We start from the raw sequence: 15,990 nt of genomic DNA, 5'->3' as shown, positions 1-15,990 counted from the left end.
ATGACCACCACCACTCTCGACCGGTTCGGCGGCTTCAGCCCCGAATTCCTGACCCTGGAACTGCGCCGCATGCTGCGCAACAAACGCACCGGCATCCTGGCCCTGCTCATGCCCGCGGTGGTGTTCGTGGCGGTGGGCACCCAGTCCTCACTGCGCGATCAGGCCTACGGATCGGGCAATCTCACCGGCTACATGATGGTGTCGATGGCCGTGTACGGCGCGATGTTCTCCACCGCGACCGGCGGCGCGACCGTCGCCATCGAACGCGCCTTCGGCTGGAGCCGCCAACTGCGCCTGACCCCGCTGCGCCCGGCGGCCTATGTGGCGACCAAGGTGATGGTGTCGATGATGCTCGGATTGCTCTCCGTCACCTCGGTTTTCGTGCTCGGCGCGATCTTCGGCGCGCGCCTGTCACCGGTGGCGTGGGTCGCCTGTTTCGTGCTGGCCTGGGTCGGCTCGCTGGTCTTCGCGGCGTTCGGATTGCTGCTGGGCTATCTGCTGCCGTCGGAGAATGTGATGCAGGTGCTCGGGCTGGCCGTGGCTGCGCTGGGCTTCGGCGGCGGGCTGTTCATCAAGCCCGGCGGCTGGTTCGAGATCGTTTCGCGAATCTTTCCGACCAGCGGGATCGCGACGCTCGCGCGACTGCCGTTCGGGGAGGAGAGTCCGGGATCGGTCGCGCTCGCGGTGCTCAATGTCGTCGTGTGGACCACGGTGTTCGCGGGCGGCGCGGCGTATCTGTTCCGCCGTGACACCGCGCGCTGAGTTCGAGACCGCGCCGCCGGAGCCCTCCGGCGGTGCGGTAGCGTCCGCCGGTATGAGGCTTGCCGACCTGCCGCATCGGTTCTCGCGGTTGTTGGACAACGTCGCGTCCGATCCGGCGCGCCCGAGCCGATGGCGGGGAGCCGGATGGGGCGTCTTCCTGGCCCTGGTGTGGATGTTCTATCTGATCGGGCCGATTCACGACCGTTGGACCGGGGGCGACCGGTTGCGATCCGGACTCGCCGGGGCCGCGGTGATCGCCCTGTCGGTATTGATCGCGACCACCTTCGCGCTGTACCAGCGGCGTACCGACAGTGCGAACGTGCTGGCCGAGCCGGGCCCGATCGATCCTCGGGTCTGGCTGCCGCTGGGTGCGATGAGCCTGATCAGCGCGGGACTGATGATCCTGCTCGGATTCGCCGCGTTCCCCACTCTGCTGTACGTCGCCGCGACCGCGGTACTCGTACTTCCGACTCGCGAATCCGGATACGTGGTGGTCGCGGTGGTCGGCGTGACCCTGCTGCTGTCGCTGCTGATTCCCGGTTGGGGATTCGGTGTCGGGACGATGGCTCTGTGCCTGATTCCGGTGGGTATCTGGTTCGGCCGTGAGGTCGGCACGCGCGGCAAGCGGTTACGCGAAATCGCCCGTCGCCAGCAGAGCGAGCTGACCATCGTCGAGGAGCGCAATCGCGTCGCCCGCGACGTGCACGACATCCTCGGCCATTCGCTCACCGTGATCACCGTCAAGACCGAATTGGCCGGGCGGCTGGTCGATCTTGATCCGGAGCGGGCCAAGACCGAGATCGCCGAGGTCGAGCGATTGGCCCGCGAGGCGCTGGCCGGGGTGCGCGACACCGTGGGCGGGCTGCGCGAGATGTCGCTGGCCGGTGAGCTCGCCACCGCGCGAACGGCCTTGCACGCGGCCGGGATTCGCGCCGATCTGCCGGTGGTGGTCGATGTGCCGACCCGGCAGAGCGTGGTGTTCGGCTGGGTGCTGCGCGAGGCGGTGACCAATATCGTGCGCCACAGCGAGGCCGCCCATTGCACCGTCCGCGTCGACGCGACCAGTATCGAGGTCACCGACGACGGTATCGGTATGGTGTCCACCGCGGCCTCCGGATCCGGTCTGACGGGCCTGCGCGAGCGCATGCGCGCGGCGGGTGGCACACTCGAGCTCGGCGCGGCCGACGGCGGCGGATTGCGTTTGCGCGCAACACTTTCGTAACCGTTTCGGCAACCCCTAACGATTCGTTTCCAATCGAGGTTTCAGCGCGTCGACATGGCGATCTAGATTCCGACGATCGGGACGAATCGGTCCCGTGGGAGGAGTTGTCATGTCCCGCATCTTCCGACGTGCCAGATCCGGTCGCGTCCTCGCCGCAGTCGCCGCATTACCGGTCGCCGTCTCGCTCGCGCTGGCGGGTTCGGCCTATGCCGAGCCCGCTCCCCAGCCGGAGCAGCAATTGGCGAAATCGGTTCAGACCCAGAACATCAAGCGACACCTGCAGCAGTTGCAGGCCATCGCCAAGGCCAATGGCGGAACCCGTGCCGCGGGCACCCCGGGCTTCGACGCCTCTCGCGAGTACGTGGCGGACAAGCTGCGCCGCGCGGGTTATCAGGTCTCGTTGCAGGAGTTCGACTTTCCGTTCTTCCGGGAGAAGTCGACCGGAATCCTGAACCAGGTCTCACCCGATGCGAAGGTCTACACGCCGACCACGCCGAACGGCAAACTCGGTGATTTCGCCACCCTGACCTATTCGGGTTCCGGCGATGTGACCGCGAAGGTCCAGGCCGTCGATCTGCAACTGCCGCCCGCCCCGACGCCGAGTTCGACCTCCGGTTGTGAGGCCGCCGATTTCGCCAATTTCACCGCGGGCAATATCGCGCTGGTCCAGCGCGGTACCTGCACCTTCGGTGAGAAGGCGAAGAACGCCCAGGCCGCCGGCGCTGTCGGGGTGATCATCTTCAACGAGGGCCAGCCCGGCCGCACCGACGCCTTCCAAGGAACCCTGGGTGGCCCCGGATTCACGGTTCCCGTGGTCGGCGCGAGCTTCGCCGTCGGTGAGGATCTCAACTCCCCGGCCGGTACGGTCGTGCGATTGAAGACCGATACCGAGAGCTCGATCCGCAAGGCGCACAATGTGATCGCCGATACCAAGTGGGGTAATCCCGACAAGGTCGTGATGGCGGGCGCCCATCTGGATTCCGTCCTGGCGGGTCCGGGTATCAACGACAACGGTTCCGGCAGTGCGGGTTTGCTCGAGGTCGCGCTGCAGGCGTCCTCGGTGCCGACGAAGAACAAGCTCCGCTTCGCGTGGTGGAGTGCGGAGGAACTCGGTCTGCTCGGCTCCGAGCACTATGTGGGCGCGCTGTCGGAGGCCGATCGCAACAAGATCGGGCTCTACCTCAACTTCGACATGATCGCCTCGCCGAACTACTCGTACATGATCTACGACGGCAGCCCGGGTCCGGCCGGTTCGGTCGACATCGAGAAGAACTTCGCGCGCTACTTCGATGTGCAGGGGATCCCGCATGTGCCCGCGACCCTGGACGGGCGCTCGGACTACGGCCCGTTCATGACGGCCGGAATCCCGGTCGGCGGCCTGTTCACCGGCGCGGAGGGCATCAAGACGCCCGAGGAGCAGAAGATGTTCGGCGGTCAGGCGGGTAAGGCGTACGACTCCTGCTACCACTCGCCCTGCGACACCATCGACAACATCAACGACAAGGCGTTGACCACCAATACCGGCGCGATCGCGTTCTCGATCGCGGGCTACGGCCTCAGCAACGACCTGCCCGGTCGGAGCGCGGCGAAGCCGGCCCCCCGGGCCGCGGTGGCGCCGTCCGAGACCCATCACGGCGGATTGGTGAGGTAAGTACCCGGCGAGACCCGGCGCGGACCTCCAGCCGCGCCGGGTCGACCCATGTCCGGGGCCGGTCGCGCTATCGTCTTCGCCGGAACACTCGAGTCGACGGAGGTGCGATGATTCGGCTGCTGCTGGCCGATGATCAGGCGCTGGTGCGGGGTGCGCTGGCGGCGCTGCTCGGACTGGAAACCGATCTCGAGGTCGTTGCCGAGGTCGGCCGGGGTGACGAGGTGCTCGCCGCGGTCGAGCGGAGCGGGCCGGATGTGGTGCTGCTCGATGTGGAAATGCCCGGGATGGACGGGATCTCGGTGGCCGAGCAACTACATGCCGCGAAACCCGACGTGCGGATCCTCATGGTCACCACCTTCGGTCGGCCGGGTTATCTGCGCCGCGCCATCGACGCCGGGGCCAGTGGTTTCGTCGTGAAGGACACGCCCGCAAGGGAATTGGCCGATGCGGTGCGGCGGGTGCACATGGGTCTGCGGGTGGTCGATCCGGCGCTGGCCACCGAGACGCTGACCTCCGGAACCTCGCCGCTGACCGCGCGCGAGCGCGAGGTGCTGGCCGCGGCCGCCGACGGTTCGACCGCCGCCGCCATCGCCGAGCGGTTGCATCTGTCCGAGGGTACGGTCCGCAACCATCTGTCCTCGGCGATCGGCAAGACCGGCACCCGCACCCGGGCCGAGGCCGTCCGGGCGGCCGAACGTCTCGGCTGGTTGTAGGTTCGGTATCTGTGCATTTGACTCAAGTCCGGCTGATCGTCTCCGACTTCGCCCGCGCCTTCGACTTCTATCGCGACGTGATCGGCCTGACACCGCAGTTCGACGATCCCGCCCCGCCGTACGCGGCCTTCAAACCCGAACTGGGCAGCGCCCTGGCCCTGCACGAGCGCGCCGACCTCGACGCGGCGCTGGGCGGGGTGCTCGAATCCGGGCGCGGCGATACGGCCATGGTGTCGCTGCGGGTCGACGATCTCGACCCCTACCTGGCCGGGTTGCATGAGCGCGGCGCCGAGATCGCCTCCGGTCCGGTCGTTTTCGGCGATCGGATCCGCTGCGCCTACCTGCGCGATCCGGAGGGCAATCTGATCGAGATCCAGCAGTGGCTGGTCACCCGCTCGGGTGAATCGGTGCCGCCCGCGAGCTGAGTCGCGACCGTCGTGTCGGTGCCCATGACTACCATCGACAGCGTGATCACGATCGATCGTTCCTACACGGGCCATGTCTCACCGGGCTCCGATCCGCAGCAGCGCGACGTGCCGGGCGCACGCATCGTGAAGATGTCGGTCGGCCCGATGGACAACAACGTCTATCTGGTGCAGGACACCGCGTCCGGCGACGCACTGCTGATCGACGCCGCCAACGAACCGGACCGCATCCTCGAGCTGTTGAGCCAGGAGGCGCCGGGCCGGGTGGGGCTGATCGTCACCACCCATCAGCACCCCGACCACTGGCAGGGGCTCGAGAAGGTGGTGGCCGAGACGGCCATCCCCACCGCCGCCCACAGCCTCGACGCCGATCCGCTGCCGGTTCGGCCCGACCGCGTACTCGCCGAAGGGGATTCGGTTCGCGTCGGCGAGCTCGGATTGGAGGTGATCCACCTGCGTGGGCACACCCCGGGTTCGGTGGCGCTGGCGCTGACCGACGGCGACGGGCGGGTGCACCTGTTCACCGGTGATTCGCTGTTTCCCGGCGGCGTGGGTCGCACCACATCGCCGGAGGAGTTCGACAGCCTCCTCACCGATGTCACGGACAAGCTGTTCGGGCGCTACGGCGACGAAACGGCCGTATATCCGGGCCACGGCGACGATACGACCCTGGGCGCCGAGCGGCCGCAGCTGGCGGAGTGGCGGCAGCGCGGTTGGTGACGACGCGCCGGAGGTGGTGGCGTGCGACGCGCCGCAATCTCGGCGTGACCGAGTTTTGGCAGACTCGGGGAATGCCGTTCGCCCCGACCCGCCCAGCGCCCGCCGATCCCGTCGCGGCCGCGGCCCGGCCGCGTGGTTCCGCCGTGCTGCGCTGGATTCGCCGGGTGATCCTCGGAACGGTGCTGATCGCGCTGGTGCTGGTGGGCGGGACGGCGGTACGGGTCTGGCAGGTGGCGCGGATCGACGACTACTCGACCGCCGACGCCATCGTGGTGCTCGGCGCGGCGCAGTACGACGGCACCCCGTCCTCGGTTTTCGAGGCCCGGCTCGGCCAGGCCTACCGGCTGTACTCCAAAGGCGTTGCGCCGCTGGTGATCACGGTGGGCGGCAAACAGGTCGGCGACAACTACACCGAGGCGGCCTCGGGCAAGAACTATCTGCGCAATCGCGGCGTGCCCGCGGATCGGATCCTCGCGGTGGAGACCGGTTCGGACACGCTGCAGAGTATCGAGGCGGTCGCCACCGCGATGCGGGCGCGCGAGCTGTCCTCGGCGGTGCTGGTCAGCGATCCGTGGCATTCGCTGCGGACCCGGACCATGGCGCGCGACGAGGGCCTGCGGGCGTGGACCGCGCCCACGCGCACCGGACCGGCCGTCTACACCCGCGAATCGCAGGCGCACGGTATCGCCCGGGAAACGGGTGCGCTGCTGTGGTATCAGCTCACCCATTTCTCCGCAGACTTCAAATACACCGCGGAGCAATGACCATCGCGGAGCAAAGACTCTCGTGCAGCAATGATCTCGAGGAGTGATCGATGAGCGGCGCCGGGGACGCCTACACCGACCAGGACCGGGAGCGCATGGTGTCGGAAAGCTCCGATACCGCGGGCCTGAGCTGGTCGCCCTGTCCCGCCCGCCGAAGCGATTTCGCGCGCGACCGCGCCCGGGTGCTGCATTCGGCGGCGCTGCGGCGGCTGGCGGACAAGACACAGGTGATGGGTCCGCGCGAAGGGGACACCCCGCGCACGCGGCTGACCCATTCGCTGGAGGTGGCCCAGATCGGGCGCAGTATCGCCGAGGGGCTGGGTTGCGATCCGGATCTGGTGGATCTGGCCGGGCTCGCCCACGATATCGGCCATCCGCCCTATGGCCACAACGGAGAGCGCGCATTGGACGAATTCGCCGACGCGCACGGCGGATTCGAGGGCAACGCCCAAAATCTGCGGATCCTGACGCGGCTGGAGCCGAAGGTGTTCGACGCGGCCGGGGAGAGCTTCGGACTCAATCTGACCCGGGCGGCCCTGGACGCCACGGTCAAATATCCCTGGGGCCGAACCGAATCGGCCACCAAATTCGGGGCCTACGGGGTGGATCTGGAGCGGCTGGCCTGGGTGCGCAAGGACGCGCCGGAGCGGCGGCAGAGCCTGGAGTCGCAGATCATGGACTGGTCCGACGATGTGGCCTATTCGGTGCACGACGTCGAGGACGGCGTGATCGCCGGGCGAATCGACCTGCGCGCCTTGGCCGATCCCGCCGAACAGTCCGCCCTGGCCGGTCTCGGCCACGCCCAGCATCCCGGCTTGACCACCGACGATCTGGTCGCCGCCGCCGAACGCCTCTCGGAACTGCCGGTGATCGCCGCCGCCGCGGGTTACGACGGCACCCTGCGCGCCTCGGTCGCCCTCAAACGCCTGACCAGTGATCTGGTCGGCCGCTTCGCCACCGCGGCCGTCGAGGCCACCCGCGAAACCTGGACCGGCCGCCGCCTGACCCGCTACGGCGCCGATCTCGAGGTCCCCCGCATCGTCGCCGCCGAGGTCGCGGTCCTCAAAACCGTAGCGCTGCGCTACGTCATGTCCGACCCCGAACATCGCGACCGCCAGACCGCCCAGCGAGCCCGAATCCTCCAGGTGGCCAACCACTTCCGCGCCCACGCCCCCACCATCCTCGACCCCCTCCTGCTTCCCTGGTGGGACGCCGCCCCCGACGACACGGCGCGAATCCGCGTCATCGTCGACCAGATCGCCTCCTATACGGAAAGTCGCCTGGAACGCGTGGCCGCCACCATCGACTGATCCACCTCGCCGCCCGCTCACCCCAACGTCAGCCCTCTCTCCTGAGAGGCTCAGCTCTCGAGGGTGCCTCTCCTCTCTGTGCGGGCGTCTCAACTGTCTGTGGGGGCGTCTCAACTGTCTGTTCTCTGTGGGGGCGTCTCAACTGTCTGTTCTCTGTGGGGGCGTCTCAACTGTCTGTTCTCTGTGGGCGCGTCTCAACTGTCTGTTCTCTGTGGGCGCGTCTCAACCCTCTGTTCTCTGTGGGCGCGTCTCAACCCTCTGTTCTCTGTGGGCGCGTCCCAACCCTCTTTTCCCGGCGTGCTTTTCGCCGGGACTCACCTACTTGTCAGTGGGTGGTCGTACATTGGACGCATTGTTTCCGGTTTGTCGGATCGAGAAGCAGGGGGTTGCGGTGGTGGCTCTGATGCGTTCGCTCGGCAGATATCTTGTGGTACTTGTGGTTTCGGTATCCGTGGTGGCGGGGTGTGGTAGCTCGCCGCCCAGGGAGACCGCGTTTCATTTTCAGGTCGACGAGGGGGACAACCTCAACTACTTCCTGCGCGATGGACAGAGCGCGGCGCATCTGCTGCTGCGGTCCGGGCGCGATCCGCGGATCCTGGTGGCCTTCCCGGCGGGCAACAGCGGGACGGGGCTGTGGTTCGATTCGCTGACGACCGCGGCGCGATGGCATCTCGATACGCCGCCGAAGGCCGTGTCCGACAAGGATTCCCGGGGGCGGGAGCTGCACGGTATCGTCTTCGAAGCGTCGATTCCCGCGCCGGTGCTGACTCCCGAGCAGGCGGTGCTGTCCAATGTGCGCGTGCTGCGTACCTACGGCGAGGACGGCAAACCCGTTCCCGCCGAGGTACTCACGCCGCCGACCATCTTCGGGAAGACCGTGAGCTGGGCCCGCGATCGGCTCGACGGCGCGCCCGGGTATCGGTTGGCCCTTCAGGTCACCGACGGCACCGTCGTGGACGGCGGCTCGGTCACCGCGGGCCCCGACGGCCGTATCGCATTGCGCGTAACCGCCCTGACCGGCGACGCCCCGCTGACCCCGCTGTCGGGCTCGGCACTGCTCAACGGCGACGAGCGAGATCTCGACAGACCGCGCAACACGCTGAGCTTCCTGAGCTTTCGCGAGAAGTTCCTCGCCGGATCCTGGCGCTTCGACACCTATTTCGGCCGCGACACGCTGCTGTCGATGATGATGCTGATGCCCGTCCTCGCCCCGGACGCCACCGAGGCCGGACTGCGTTCTGTGCTTACCCGTCTCGCTTCCGACGGCACGGTCGCCCACGAGGAGGCCGTTTCGGAATTCGCGATCCTCACCCACGAGCAGCAGGACGGCACGCGCAGCGCCGCGCCGATCTACGACTACGGCATGGTCGACGAGAGTTATCTACTCGCCCCCGTCGCCGCGGCCTATCTGCTCGACCACGCCGAGGGCGCGCCCCGGACCGCGAATTTCCTACGCGCCGAGGCCGCCCCGAACATCTCCGACGGCCAGGCCCTGGTCCGCAATCTGCGTCTGGTCGTCTCGACCGCCGAACCCTTCGCCCACGATCCGCGCTACACCAACCTGATCGCCCTGAAACCGGGGCACAACGCGGGGGAGTGGCGCGACAGCGAAACCGGCTTGGGCGGCGGCCGCTATCCCTACGACGTCGACGCCATCCTCGTCCCCGCCGCCCTCGAGGCCACCGCGCGACTGCTCGACAGCGGCCGCCTCGATCCCTACCTGACCCCCGACGACCGCACGCAGCTGTCCCTGGCCGCCGCCCACGCGAAGGTGTGGAGCACTGAGGCGGCGCGCCTGTTCACCGTGACCATCGACAATCCCACCGCCCGCGCCGCGATCGGCTCCTATGCCGAAAGTGCCGGTGTCCCAGCCCAGGACGCCCTCGCCGCCCTCGGCTCCGAACCCGTCACCTTCCCCTCGGTCGCCCTGACCGCCGACGGCCACCCGATCCCGATCCTGCATTCCGACGACATCTTCGACCTACTGCTCGGCGAGCCGCCCCCCGACCGACTCGACGCCGAAGTGACCACCATGATCCGCCCGTTCCCCCTGGGCCTGATGACCGGCACGGGGCCGGTGGTCGCCGATCCCGCCTTCGCCGACCCGAGCCTGCGCGCACAGTTCACCACCCACCACTACCACGGCACGGTCGTGTGGTCCTGGCAGCAGGCGGCCTTCGCCGCGGGCCTCCAACGCCAACTGCACCGCCCCGACCTGCCCGCGCCGATCCGCGAACGCCTCACCGCCGCCCAGCACACCCTGTGGCAGGCGATCGTCGCGACCGAACCGATGCACAGCTCCGAACTGTGGAGCTGGCGCATCGACAACGGCGTCTATCACACCGTCCCCTTCGGGGCAGCCGCCGGTGACGTCACCGAATCCAATGCCGCCCAATTGTGGAGCAGCGCGTATCTGGCGATCCGCCCACCTGCGCCGTGACCGTCTCATGATCCGGCTAGACTCGAACATCGTGGCCGGACGACTCCCTGATCGCGATATCGCGGCAATTAGAGAACGCGTGCGCATCGAGGATGTCGTCGGTGAGTATGTGGCGCTCAAGCGCGCGGGGGCCGACTCGATGAAGGGCCTGTGCCCGTTCCACGACGAGAAGTCGCCCTCGTTCCATGTCCGGCCCAATCACAATCACTTCCACTGCTTCGGCTGCGGGGAGAGCGGCGATGTGTTCGCCTTCCTACAGAAGATCGATCATGTCGGATTCGTCGAGGCCGTCGAGCAGATGGCCGACCGGATCGGCTACAAGATCAATTACGAGGGTGGCGGCACCTCGGTGCAACGCGATCGCGGCACCCGCTCGCGCCTGGTCGCGGCGAATGCCGCCGCGCACGAGTTCTACGTGTCCCAGCTCGCCGAGCCCGAGGCCGCGGCGGCACGCAACTACCTCACCGAGCGCAATTTCGACGCCAACGCCGCGCGCCTGTTCGGCTGCGGATTCGCCCCGGGCGGTTGGGATACGTTGACGAAACACCTGCTGCGCAAGGGTTTCGACGTCAAGGAGTTGGAAGCGGCCGGACTGTCCAAGCCGGGTCGGCACGGTCCCATGGACCGCTTCCACCGCCGCCTGCTCTGGCCGATCCGCAACCTCGGCGGCGATGTCATCGGCTTCGGCGCGCGCCGATTGTTCGACGACGATCAGATGACGGCCAAGTACATCAATACGCCGGAAACGGTGCTGTACAAGAAGTCTCAGGTGTTGTTCGGCCTCGATCTGGCCAAGCGCGATATCGCCAAGAGCCATCAGGCCGTGGTGGTGGAGGGCTACACCGACGTCATGGCCATGAACATGGCGGGGGTGAAAACCGCTGTGGCGTCCTGCGGTACGGCCTTCGGCGAGGAGCACCTGTTGGTGCTGCGCCGCCTGCTGATGGACGACACCTGGATGCGCGGCGAGATCATCTACACCTTCGACGGCGACGAGGCCGGACAGGCCGCGGCACTCAAGGCGTTCTCCGGTGATCAGCGCATCGCCATGCAGACCTATATCGCGGTCGCGCCGGACGGTCAGGATCCCTGCGAATTGCGGCAGCGCTCCGGCGACACCGCGCTGAAGGATCTGGTCGCGCGGCGAGTTCCGCTCTACGAGTTCGCGATTCGCGGCATAGTGGAGAAGTACTACGACGATCCGGTGCGCAAGGATATGAGCGCCGACAAGCAGGTGCAGGCGCTGCGCGAGGCCGTGCCGCTGGTGGCGCAGATCAAGGATCCGGTGCACCGCAAGGCCTATGGGCTCAAGCTGGCCGCGCTGGTCGGCTGGCCCGATGAGCATCAGGTGGTGCGGCGCGTCGGTGACGAGGCGCGTCGCCTGCGCCAGGGCGGCCCGGCCCGGCCCGCCGGTCGCCCCGGCAAGCCCGACGCGCTGGACGCCACGGTGGCCGAACATCCCGCGGCCCGCCCGAACCCCAACGATCCGGTGCTGCTGCCGCAACGTCAGGTCCTCGCCGCCGCGCTGCAGTACCCGGCGATGGCCGGGCCGGTATTCGACTCGCTCGATCAGGAGGCGTTCACCCATCCGGCCTACACCGCGGTTCGTACGGCGATCGTGCAGGCGGGCGGCACGGCCGCGGGTCTGGGCGGGGCCGAATGGGTCGCGGCGGTCAGCGATCACACCGATGACCTGACGCTGCGCGCGCTGGTGTCGGAGTTGGCCACCGAGTCGCTGCCGGTGAAATCGCTGGACGATATTCAGCGCTTCGTCTCCGGTGTGCTCGCCCGTATCCAGGAGGCATGGGTGGGGCGTCAGATCGCGGAGTTGAAGTCCAGGCTGCAGCGGGTCTCCTCCACCGAGGAGCCCGACGCCTACATGGCGCTGTTCGGCGATCTCGTGGCGCTCGAGCAATACCGCAAGAGCCTGCTCGCGCAGGCCATGGGCGGTTCCGGCGACTTCGCCGTGGGCTGAGGCCCGGAGTCGCTCAGCGGCGCAACTGATCCTGCGGTACGAGAATGGTCGTCCGCTCATCGATCGGTTCCATCGGCTCGAGCTTGGGCTGCGTGCTCAGCTTGTCCGACAGCTTCTGGCGGCCGACCACGAGAATCTTGCGGGTGACCGGACTGGTGGTGATCGCGCGGGTGGTCTTGCTGATCTGCTCGTAGCGGGCTCGCCCGGCCTTGGCGCCGAGCACGTAACCGGCTGCGACGCCGATGATCAACCGCAGCATATCCTTGGGCTCCTCCCAGTCACTGTCCGCGCCGTACATCCTGCCCGACGCGCCCCACGGCTGTCGATCCAGGTCCCGTCCACGCGAAATTTCGCCCTTACGATGACAGACGGGTACGACAAGTTCGGTTCTGTCCTATTCGTTCCGCAGCGAAATATGCACTATGCACGGAACTTTGCCGTGGGATTCATGAGTTTGGTGATGGACGGCCCATGGGTTTGTGCTGTGTGCTGAATCACGTTCCGGACGAAGTCGTCATACCGGTTGGAGGGCAACGTGATTCACGGCAGCAGATGGGCACTCGCCGGGGCGGCGACCGCGATGGGCGTGCTGGTGGCGGCCGCGGTGCCGATCACCGACGCGACCGCCGCGCCGCTGTTCGGGCCCGCCCCGACCGCGCCCGCGGGCATCGGCTACCCCGCCGGTTACACCCCGCCGCCCCCGGCCTACGGGATCGGAGTCGATCTCGGCCAGGTGATTCCGCTGTCGGACGGAACCCAGCTGACCGCGACCGTGCGCTATCCCACCGATCCGGTGACCGGTCAGCGCGCGGCCGGACAGTTCCCGGTGATCGTCGACTACACCACCTACATCGGGCTCAACGGCATCATCACCTCGACGGTGCTCGGCGCGGTGAAGGGTGCGCTGGACGCCCTGCACGTTCAGCTGCCGGACAATCTGGCGGATCTGAATCGCATTGCGCACCAGGCGATGAGCACCCAGGACGAACTGGTCAAGCGCGGCTACATCGAGGTGATCGCCGATGTGCGCGGCACCGGTTCGTCGACGGGGGAGTGGGATCCGGCCTCCCCGAAGGACGGTCAGGACGGCAACGAGCTGGTGGATTGGGCGGCGCGGCTGCCCGGATCCAATGGCAAGGTCGGCATGTTCGGCTATTCGTTCCCCGGTGTGTCGGGCATGTTGACCGCCGAGCACAGCCGCCCGGATTCGCCGCTGAAGGCGATGATGATGATGACCATCCCCAACGATGTGTTCAAACATGTGGTCAGCCACGACGGCATGTTCAGCCCGATCCTGCTGACCGCGCTCATCCCCGCGATCCAGTTCATGGGCGCGCTCGGTCCGATCCTGAATCTACCGCTGACCCCACAGGTGGCGATTCAGGCCCTGATCGACCATCTGCGCGGCGCATTGGCCTCTCCGGATACTCCACTGGCCAAACTCATCGAGGGCTACGGTAACGGCGTCTACGGCCACAAGGACGCGTGGTGGCAGGCCCGCGACTTCGGACCGAATATGCATGCCCTGGTGGACAACGACATTCCCACCTACTTCGTCGACGGCATCTGGGATCTCTACCAGGACGGCGCTTTCCAGAACTACGCGCAACTGCAGAACCTCGCCGCGGGCCGCCCGCAGTACGGCCCGATGGATCCCGACGCGCCCACCGATCCGCGCTTCCAATTGCTGATGGGCCCTTGGTATCACGTCGGCATGGGCGCGGGCCCGTACGCGCGCATGGACACCGATCCGATCGCGATCGCGTGGTTCGACCACTGGCTCAAGGGAATCGACAACGGGATCGATAAGACCCCCGATACGCTGCATGTGATCGATCAGACCGGTGCGGGCGCCAATACGACCGCCTACCCGTTCGCCGCCGCCCGCCCGACGAACTTCCGCCTCGGCGCGGGCACCCTGGGCGCGGAATCCGGGGGAGCGCCGGACCGCCTGGCCTACTCGCCGGTCGAAAACATCTGCAACCGAGACAATTTCGAGCAGTGGACCGCGGGCGCCCTGCAGTTGGTGCTGAACCTGTTCAACGTCAACGATCCCTGCGGCGGCGCGTCGGTCGGCCCACAGTCGGGCATCGCCTACACCGGCGATCCGGTCGCCGAACCAACCCTGGTGGCGGGCCCCGGCGACCTGCACACCTTCATTACCTCCAGCGTCGACGAGGCCGCCCTCCAGGTCCACCTCGACGACGTGGCCCCCGACGGCACATCGGCGGAAATCACCGGCGGCGCCCAACTCGCCACCCTGCGCACCCTCGACGAGGCCAAAACCTGGCGCACCCCCGACGGCACCGTCTACTCACCCGAACACAACCTCTCCTCCGCCGACACCACCCCCATCACCCCCGGTGAGGTCGTCGAACTCCACATCCGCCTCCGCCCCACCTACTACCGCCTCGCCCCCGCCCACCGCCTCCGAATCCGCATCACCACCGGCAACTTCCCCTCCACCCTCGCCCCCCTCCCCACCCTCCCCAAACTCCTGGGCTCCACCCTCGACATCCTCCACGACCCCACCCACCCCACCACCCTCACCATCCCCCTGACCCCCACCCCCTAACCCCCCATCCCCCCAGCTAGAGCCCCGATTTGGGCCCCCGCCGCCCGATACGCTAAAGTTTCACCTCGGCCCGCCCGGAACGGCGAGCCGAGGATAGTCCCCTATAGCTCAATTGGCAGAGCAGCCGACTGTTAATCGGCAGGTTTCTGGTTCGAGTCCAGATGGGGGAGCAGAATACGGCCCTCCACCAGTACGAATGGTAGAGGGCCGTTTTTGCTATCCGGTCATTTCCGGCGGAACTCGATACTTTCCTGTCACAAACGATCTGTCACTTTCCCGAGGCGTACCGGTCCAGGGCCGCTCGTGCGTCCGGGCCGACAGTCCGTCGTTCGAGATAGTGGCGCTCGGTAGTGGCCAACTTCGCGTGCGACAGCTGAGCCTGCGCTTCCGCCGGACCGAGATCATCACGTACCACGGTGGCCACGGTCGGCCGGAAACTACGCGGAGTCACCCATCGCAGTTCCTCGGGGAGTGCCGCGCGCAGCGAACGACGGAGATTGGCCAGACTCATCCAGCCGCCATCACGATTGGTGAACACCGGAGCGTCCGGACTGACCGCCTCGGCGAACAGCACCGTCAACGCCTCCACCGCCAGCTTGGGCAGGAACACCGTGTGCGGGGGAGCGTCGCCCTTCCGCTCGTCCTGTCGGTGCAGCGCTTCGCCTTTCACCGCACCGTGATCGATGATCGTGCCCGCAACCGTCATGCGAGGTGGGTCCGCCAGCAGATCAACATCCGACCATCGCAGCGACAGAACCTCATTCGGCCGACAGCCCGTAGACGCCAGTACATCGATGAATTCGGGGAGCTGCCTTCCCGGGCGAGGCCCAAAACCGTGCTCTCGATCCCGATACGCCCTAACCGCTTGCCGGACAACAGCGAACTGCTCCGGAGTGACCGCGCGAGCCCCCGACCGCTTACTCGACGCCCTACTCGTCTCCCGGACCGGATTCACCGCCAGCACGTCATACCGGACCGCCAACGCGAACATCCCCAGCAGTACGACCCGCAACGTCTTCGCGCTAGCCGCGGACTGATCGGCCACGACGGACAGATGACGCTCAGCCCGGCTCGTCGGCAGCTCCCGGACCCGCAGAGCTCCCAACTGCCTCTCCCCGTATCGCCCCCAAATTCGCCGATACCGGTCCGCCGACTGCGGTTTGAGCTTGCGCTTCGTCGCAATCCAAATCTCGAACAGCTCCGACAGCGGCGTCCGATCACTCACCACCGCGCCAACCATCGGAGTCGTTCGTTTCTTTAAGTGCCGCTGCAAATTCCGGCGTGCATCCTCTGAACTGGTGCCGCTTCGAGACGGGTGCCGACGTTGCCCGTCCTCATCGCGCACGTACGCCGACGCGACGAACTTGCCAGGGCCGGTCTGAGTAACCGTAATCTCGCCCCACTCGCCCGGGGCCAATCGTTGTCTGGGCACG

General features: G+C 67.3%; 13 protein-coding genes and 1 tRNA gene. 12 read left to right on the top strand and 2 right to left on the bottom strand.

From position 1 onward, the window contains the following. From NP4_RS17235 to dnaG, 10 genes are all read left to right on the top strand, one after another. Nucleotides 1-762, top strand: a complete 762-nt coding sequence (locus tag NP4_RS17235) for an ABC transporter permease (protein WP_067998891.1) — start codon at nucleotides 1-3, stop codon at nucleotides 760-762. Nucleotides 763-814: 52 nt separating this feature from the next. Further along, nucleotides 815-1,984 carry a sensor histidine kinase gene (locus tag NP4_RS17230; RefSeq protein ID WP_082875954.1) on the top strand — a complete coding sequence of 390 codons (1,170 nt, stop codon included), beginning with the start codon at nucleotides 815-817 and terminating at the stop codon, nucleotides 1,982-1,984. 109 nt (nucleotides 1,985-2,093) lie between these two features. Beyond that, a complete protein-coding gene (locus NP4_RS17225) occupies nucleotides 2,094-3,635 on the top strand; it encodes a M28 family metallopeptidase (RefSeq protein WP_067998889.1) in 1,542 nt (513 codons plus the stop codon). A gap of 107 nt (nucleotides 3,636-3,742) precedes the next feature. Next, complete coding sequence (locus NP4_RS17220) at nucleotides 3,743-4,348, top strand: response regulator transcription factor (RefSeq protein WP_067998887.1); 606 nt, start codon at nucleotides 3,743-3,745, stop codon at nucleotides 4,346-4,348. Between the two features lie 11 nt (nucleotides 4,349-4,359). Next, nucleotides 4,360-4,773, top strand: coding sequence for a VOC family protein (locus NP4_RS17215; RefSeq protein WP_067998885.1), 414 nt, complete (start codon nucleotides 4,360-4,362; stop codon nucleotides 4,771-4,773). Nucleotides 4,774-4,797: 24 nt separating this feature from the next. Beyond that, nucleotides 4,798-5,493: an MBL fold metallo-hydrolase gene (locus NP4_RS17210; RefSeq protein WP_067998993.1), complete on the top strand. Its 696-nt coding sequence runs from the start codon at nucleotides 4,798-4,800 to the stop codon at nucleotides 5,491-5,493. 71 nt (nucleotides 5,494-5,564) lie between these two features. After that, nucleotides 5,565-6,257, top strand: a complete 693-nt coding sequence (locus NP4_RS17205; RefSeq protein ID WP_067998883.1) for a YdcF family protein — start codon at nucleotides 5,565-5,567, stop codon at nucleotides 6,255-6,257. Nucleotides 6,258-6,307: 50 nt separating this feature from the next. Next, nucleotides 6,308-7,567, top strand: coding sequence for a deoxyguanosinetriphosphate triphosphohydrolase (locus NP4_RS17200; RefSeq protein ID WP_067998881.1), 1,260 nt, complete (start codon nucleotides 6,308-6,310; stop codon nucleotides 7,565-7,567). Nucleotides 7,568-7,970: 403 nt separating this feature from the next. Then, nucleotides 7,971-10,007, top strand: a complete 2,037-nt coding sequence (locus NP4_RS17195) for a hypothetical protein (RefSeq protein WP_067998991.1) — start codon at nucleotides 7,971-7,973, stop codon at nucleotides 10,005-10,007. A 31-nt stretch (nucleotides 10,008-10,038) separates the two neighbouring features. Continuing rightward, nucleotides 10,039-11,982 carry a DNA primase gene (dnaG, locus tag NP4_RS17190; protein ID WP_067998989.1) on the top strand — a complete coding sequence of 648 codons (1,944 nt, stop codon included), beginning with the start codon at nucleotides 10,039-10,041 and terminating at the stop codon, nucleotides 11,980-11,982. A 13-nt stretch (nucleotides 11,983-11,995) separates the two neighbouring features. Here the strand turns inward: dnaG and NP4_RS17185 are convergent, their stop codons facing one another. Further along, nucleotides 11,996-12,241: a hypothetical protein gene (locus NP4_RS17185; protein ID WP_062509013.1), complete on the bottom strand. Its 246-nt coding sequence runs from the start codon at nucleotides 12,239-12,241 to the stop codon at nucleotides 11,996-11,998. 276 nt (nucleotides 12,242-12,517) lie between these two features. Here NP4_RS17185 and NP4_RS17180 point away from each other — a divergent pair, with 276 nt between their 5' ends. Next, on the top strand, nucleotides 12,518-14,557 hold the full coding sequence (locus NP4_RS17180) for a CocE/NonD family hydrolase (RefSeq protein WP_147288036.1): 2,040 nt from the start codon (nucleotides 12,518-12,520) through the stop codon (nucleotides 14,555-14,557). A 97-nt stretch (nucleotides 14,558-14,654) separates the two neighbouring features. After that, nucleotides 14,655-14,727, top strand: a tRNA-Asn gene (locus tag NP4_RS17175). Nucleotides 14,728-14,825: 98 nt separating this feature from the next. Here NP4_RS17175 and NP4_RS17170 read toward each other — a convergent pair. Beyond that, nucleotides 14,826-15,989, bottom strand: coding sequence for a site-specific integrase (locus NP4_RS17170; RefSeq protein WP_067998878.1), 1,164 nt, complete (start codon nucleotides 15,987-15,989; stop codon nucleotides 14,826-14,828). Nucleotide 15,990 lies beyond the last annotated feature (1 nt).

This window comes from Nocardia pseudobrasiliensis NBRC 108224 (assembly GCF_001613105.1).
Taxonomy (GTDB): Bacteria; Actinomycetota; Actinomycetes; order Mycobacteriales; family Mycobacteriaceae; genus Nocardia; species Nocardia pseudobrasiliensis.
Note: the sequence above shows the minus strand (reverse complement) of the source record. Positions and strands in the feature narration are given on the sequence as shown.

Coding starts and splice junctions, on each gene's coding strand:
- NP4_RS17220 (WP_067998887.1), top strand. CDS start 3,743: ATGATTCGGCTGCTGCTGGCCGATGATCAGGCGCTGGTGCGGGGTGCG.
- NP4_RS17225 (WP_067998889.1), top strand. CDS start 2,094: ATGTCCCGCATCTTCCGACGTGCCAGATCCGGTCGCGTCCTCGCCGCA.
- NP4_RS17185 (WP_062509013.1), bottom strand. CDS start 12,241: ATGCTGCGGTTGATCATCGGCGTCGCAGCCGGTTACGTGCTCGGCGCC.
- NP4_RS17195 (WP_067998991.1), top strand. CDS start 7,971: ATGCGTTCGCTCGGCAGATATCTTGTGGTACTTGTGGTTTCGGTATCC.
- NP4_RS17210 (WP_067998993.1), top strand. CDS start 4,798: ATGACTACCATCGACAGCGTGATCACGATCGATCGTTCCTACACGGGC.
- NP4_RS17230 (WP_082875954.1), top strand. CDS start 815: ATGAGGCTTGCCGACCTGCCGCATCGGTTCTCGCGGTTGTTGGACAAC.
- NP4_RS17235 (WP_067998891.1), top strand. CDS start 1: ATGACCACCACCACTCTCGACCGGTTCGGCGGCTTCAGCCCCGAATTC.
- NP4_RS17200 (WP_067998881.1), top strand. CDS start 6,308: ATGAGCGGCGCCGGGGACGCCTACACCGACCAGGACCGGGAGCGCATG.
- NP4_RS17205 (WP_067998883.1), top strand. CDS start 5,565: ATGCCGTTCGCCCCGACCCGCCCAGCGCCCGCCGATCCCGTCGCGGCC.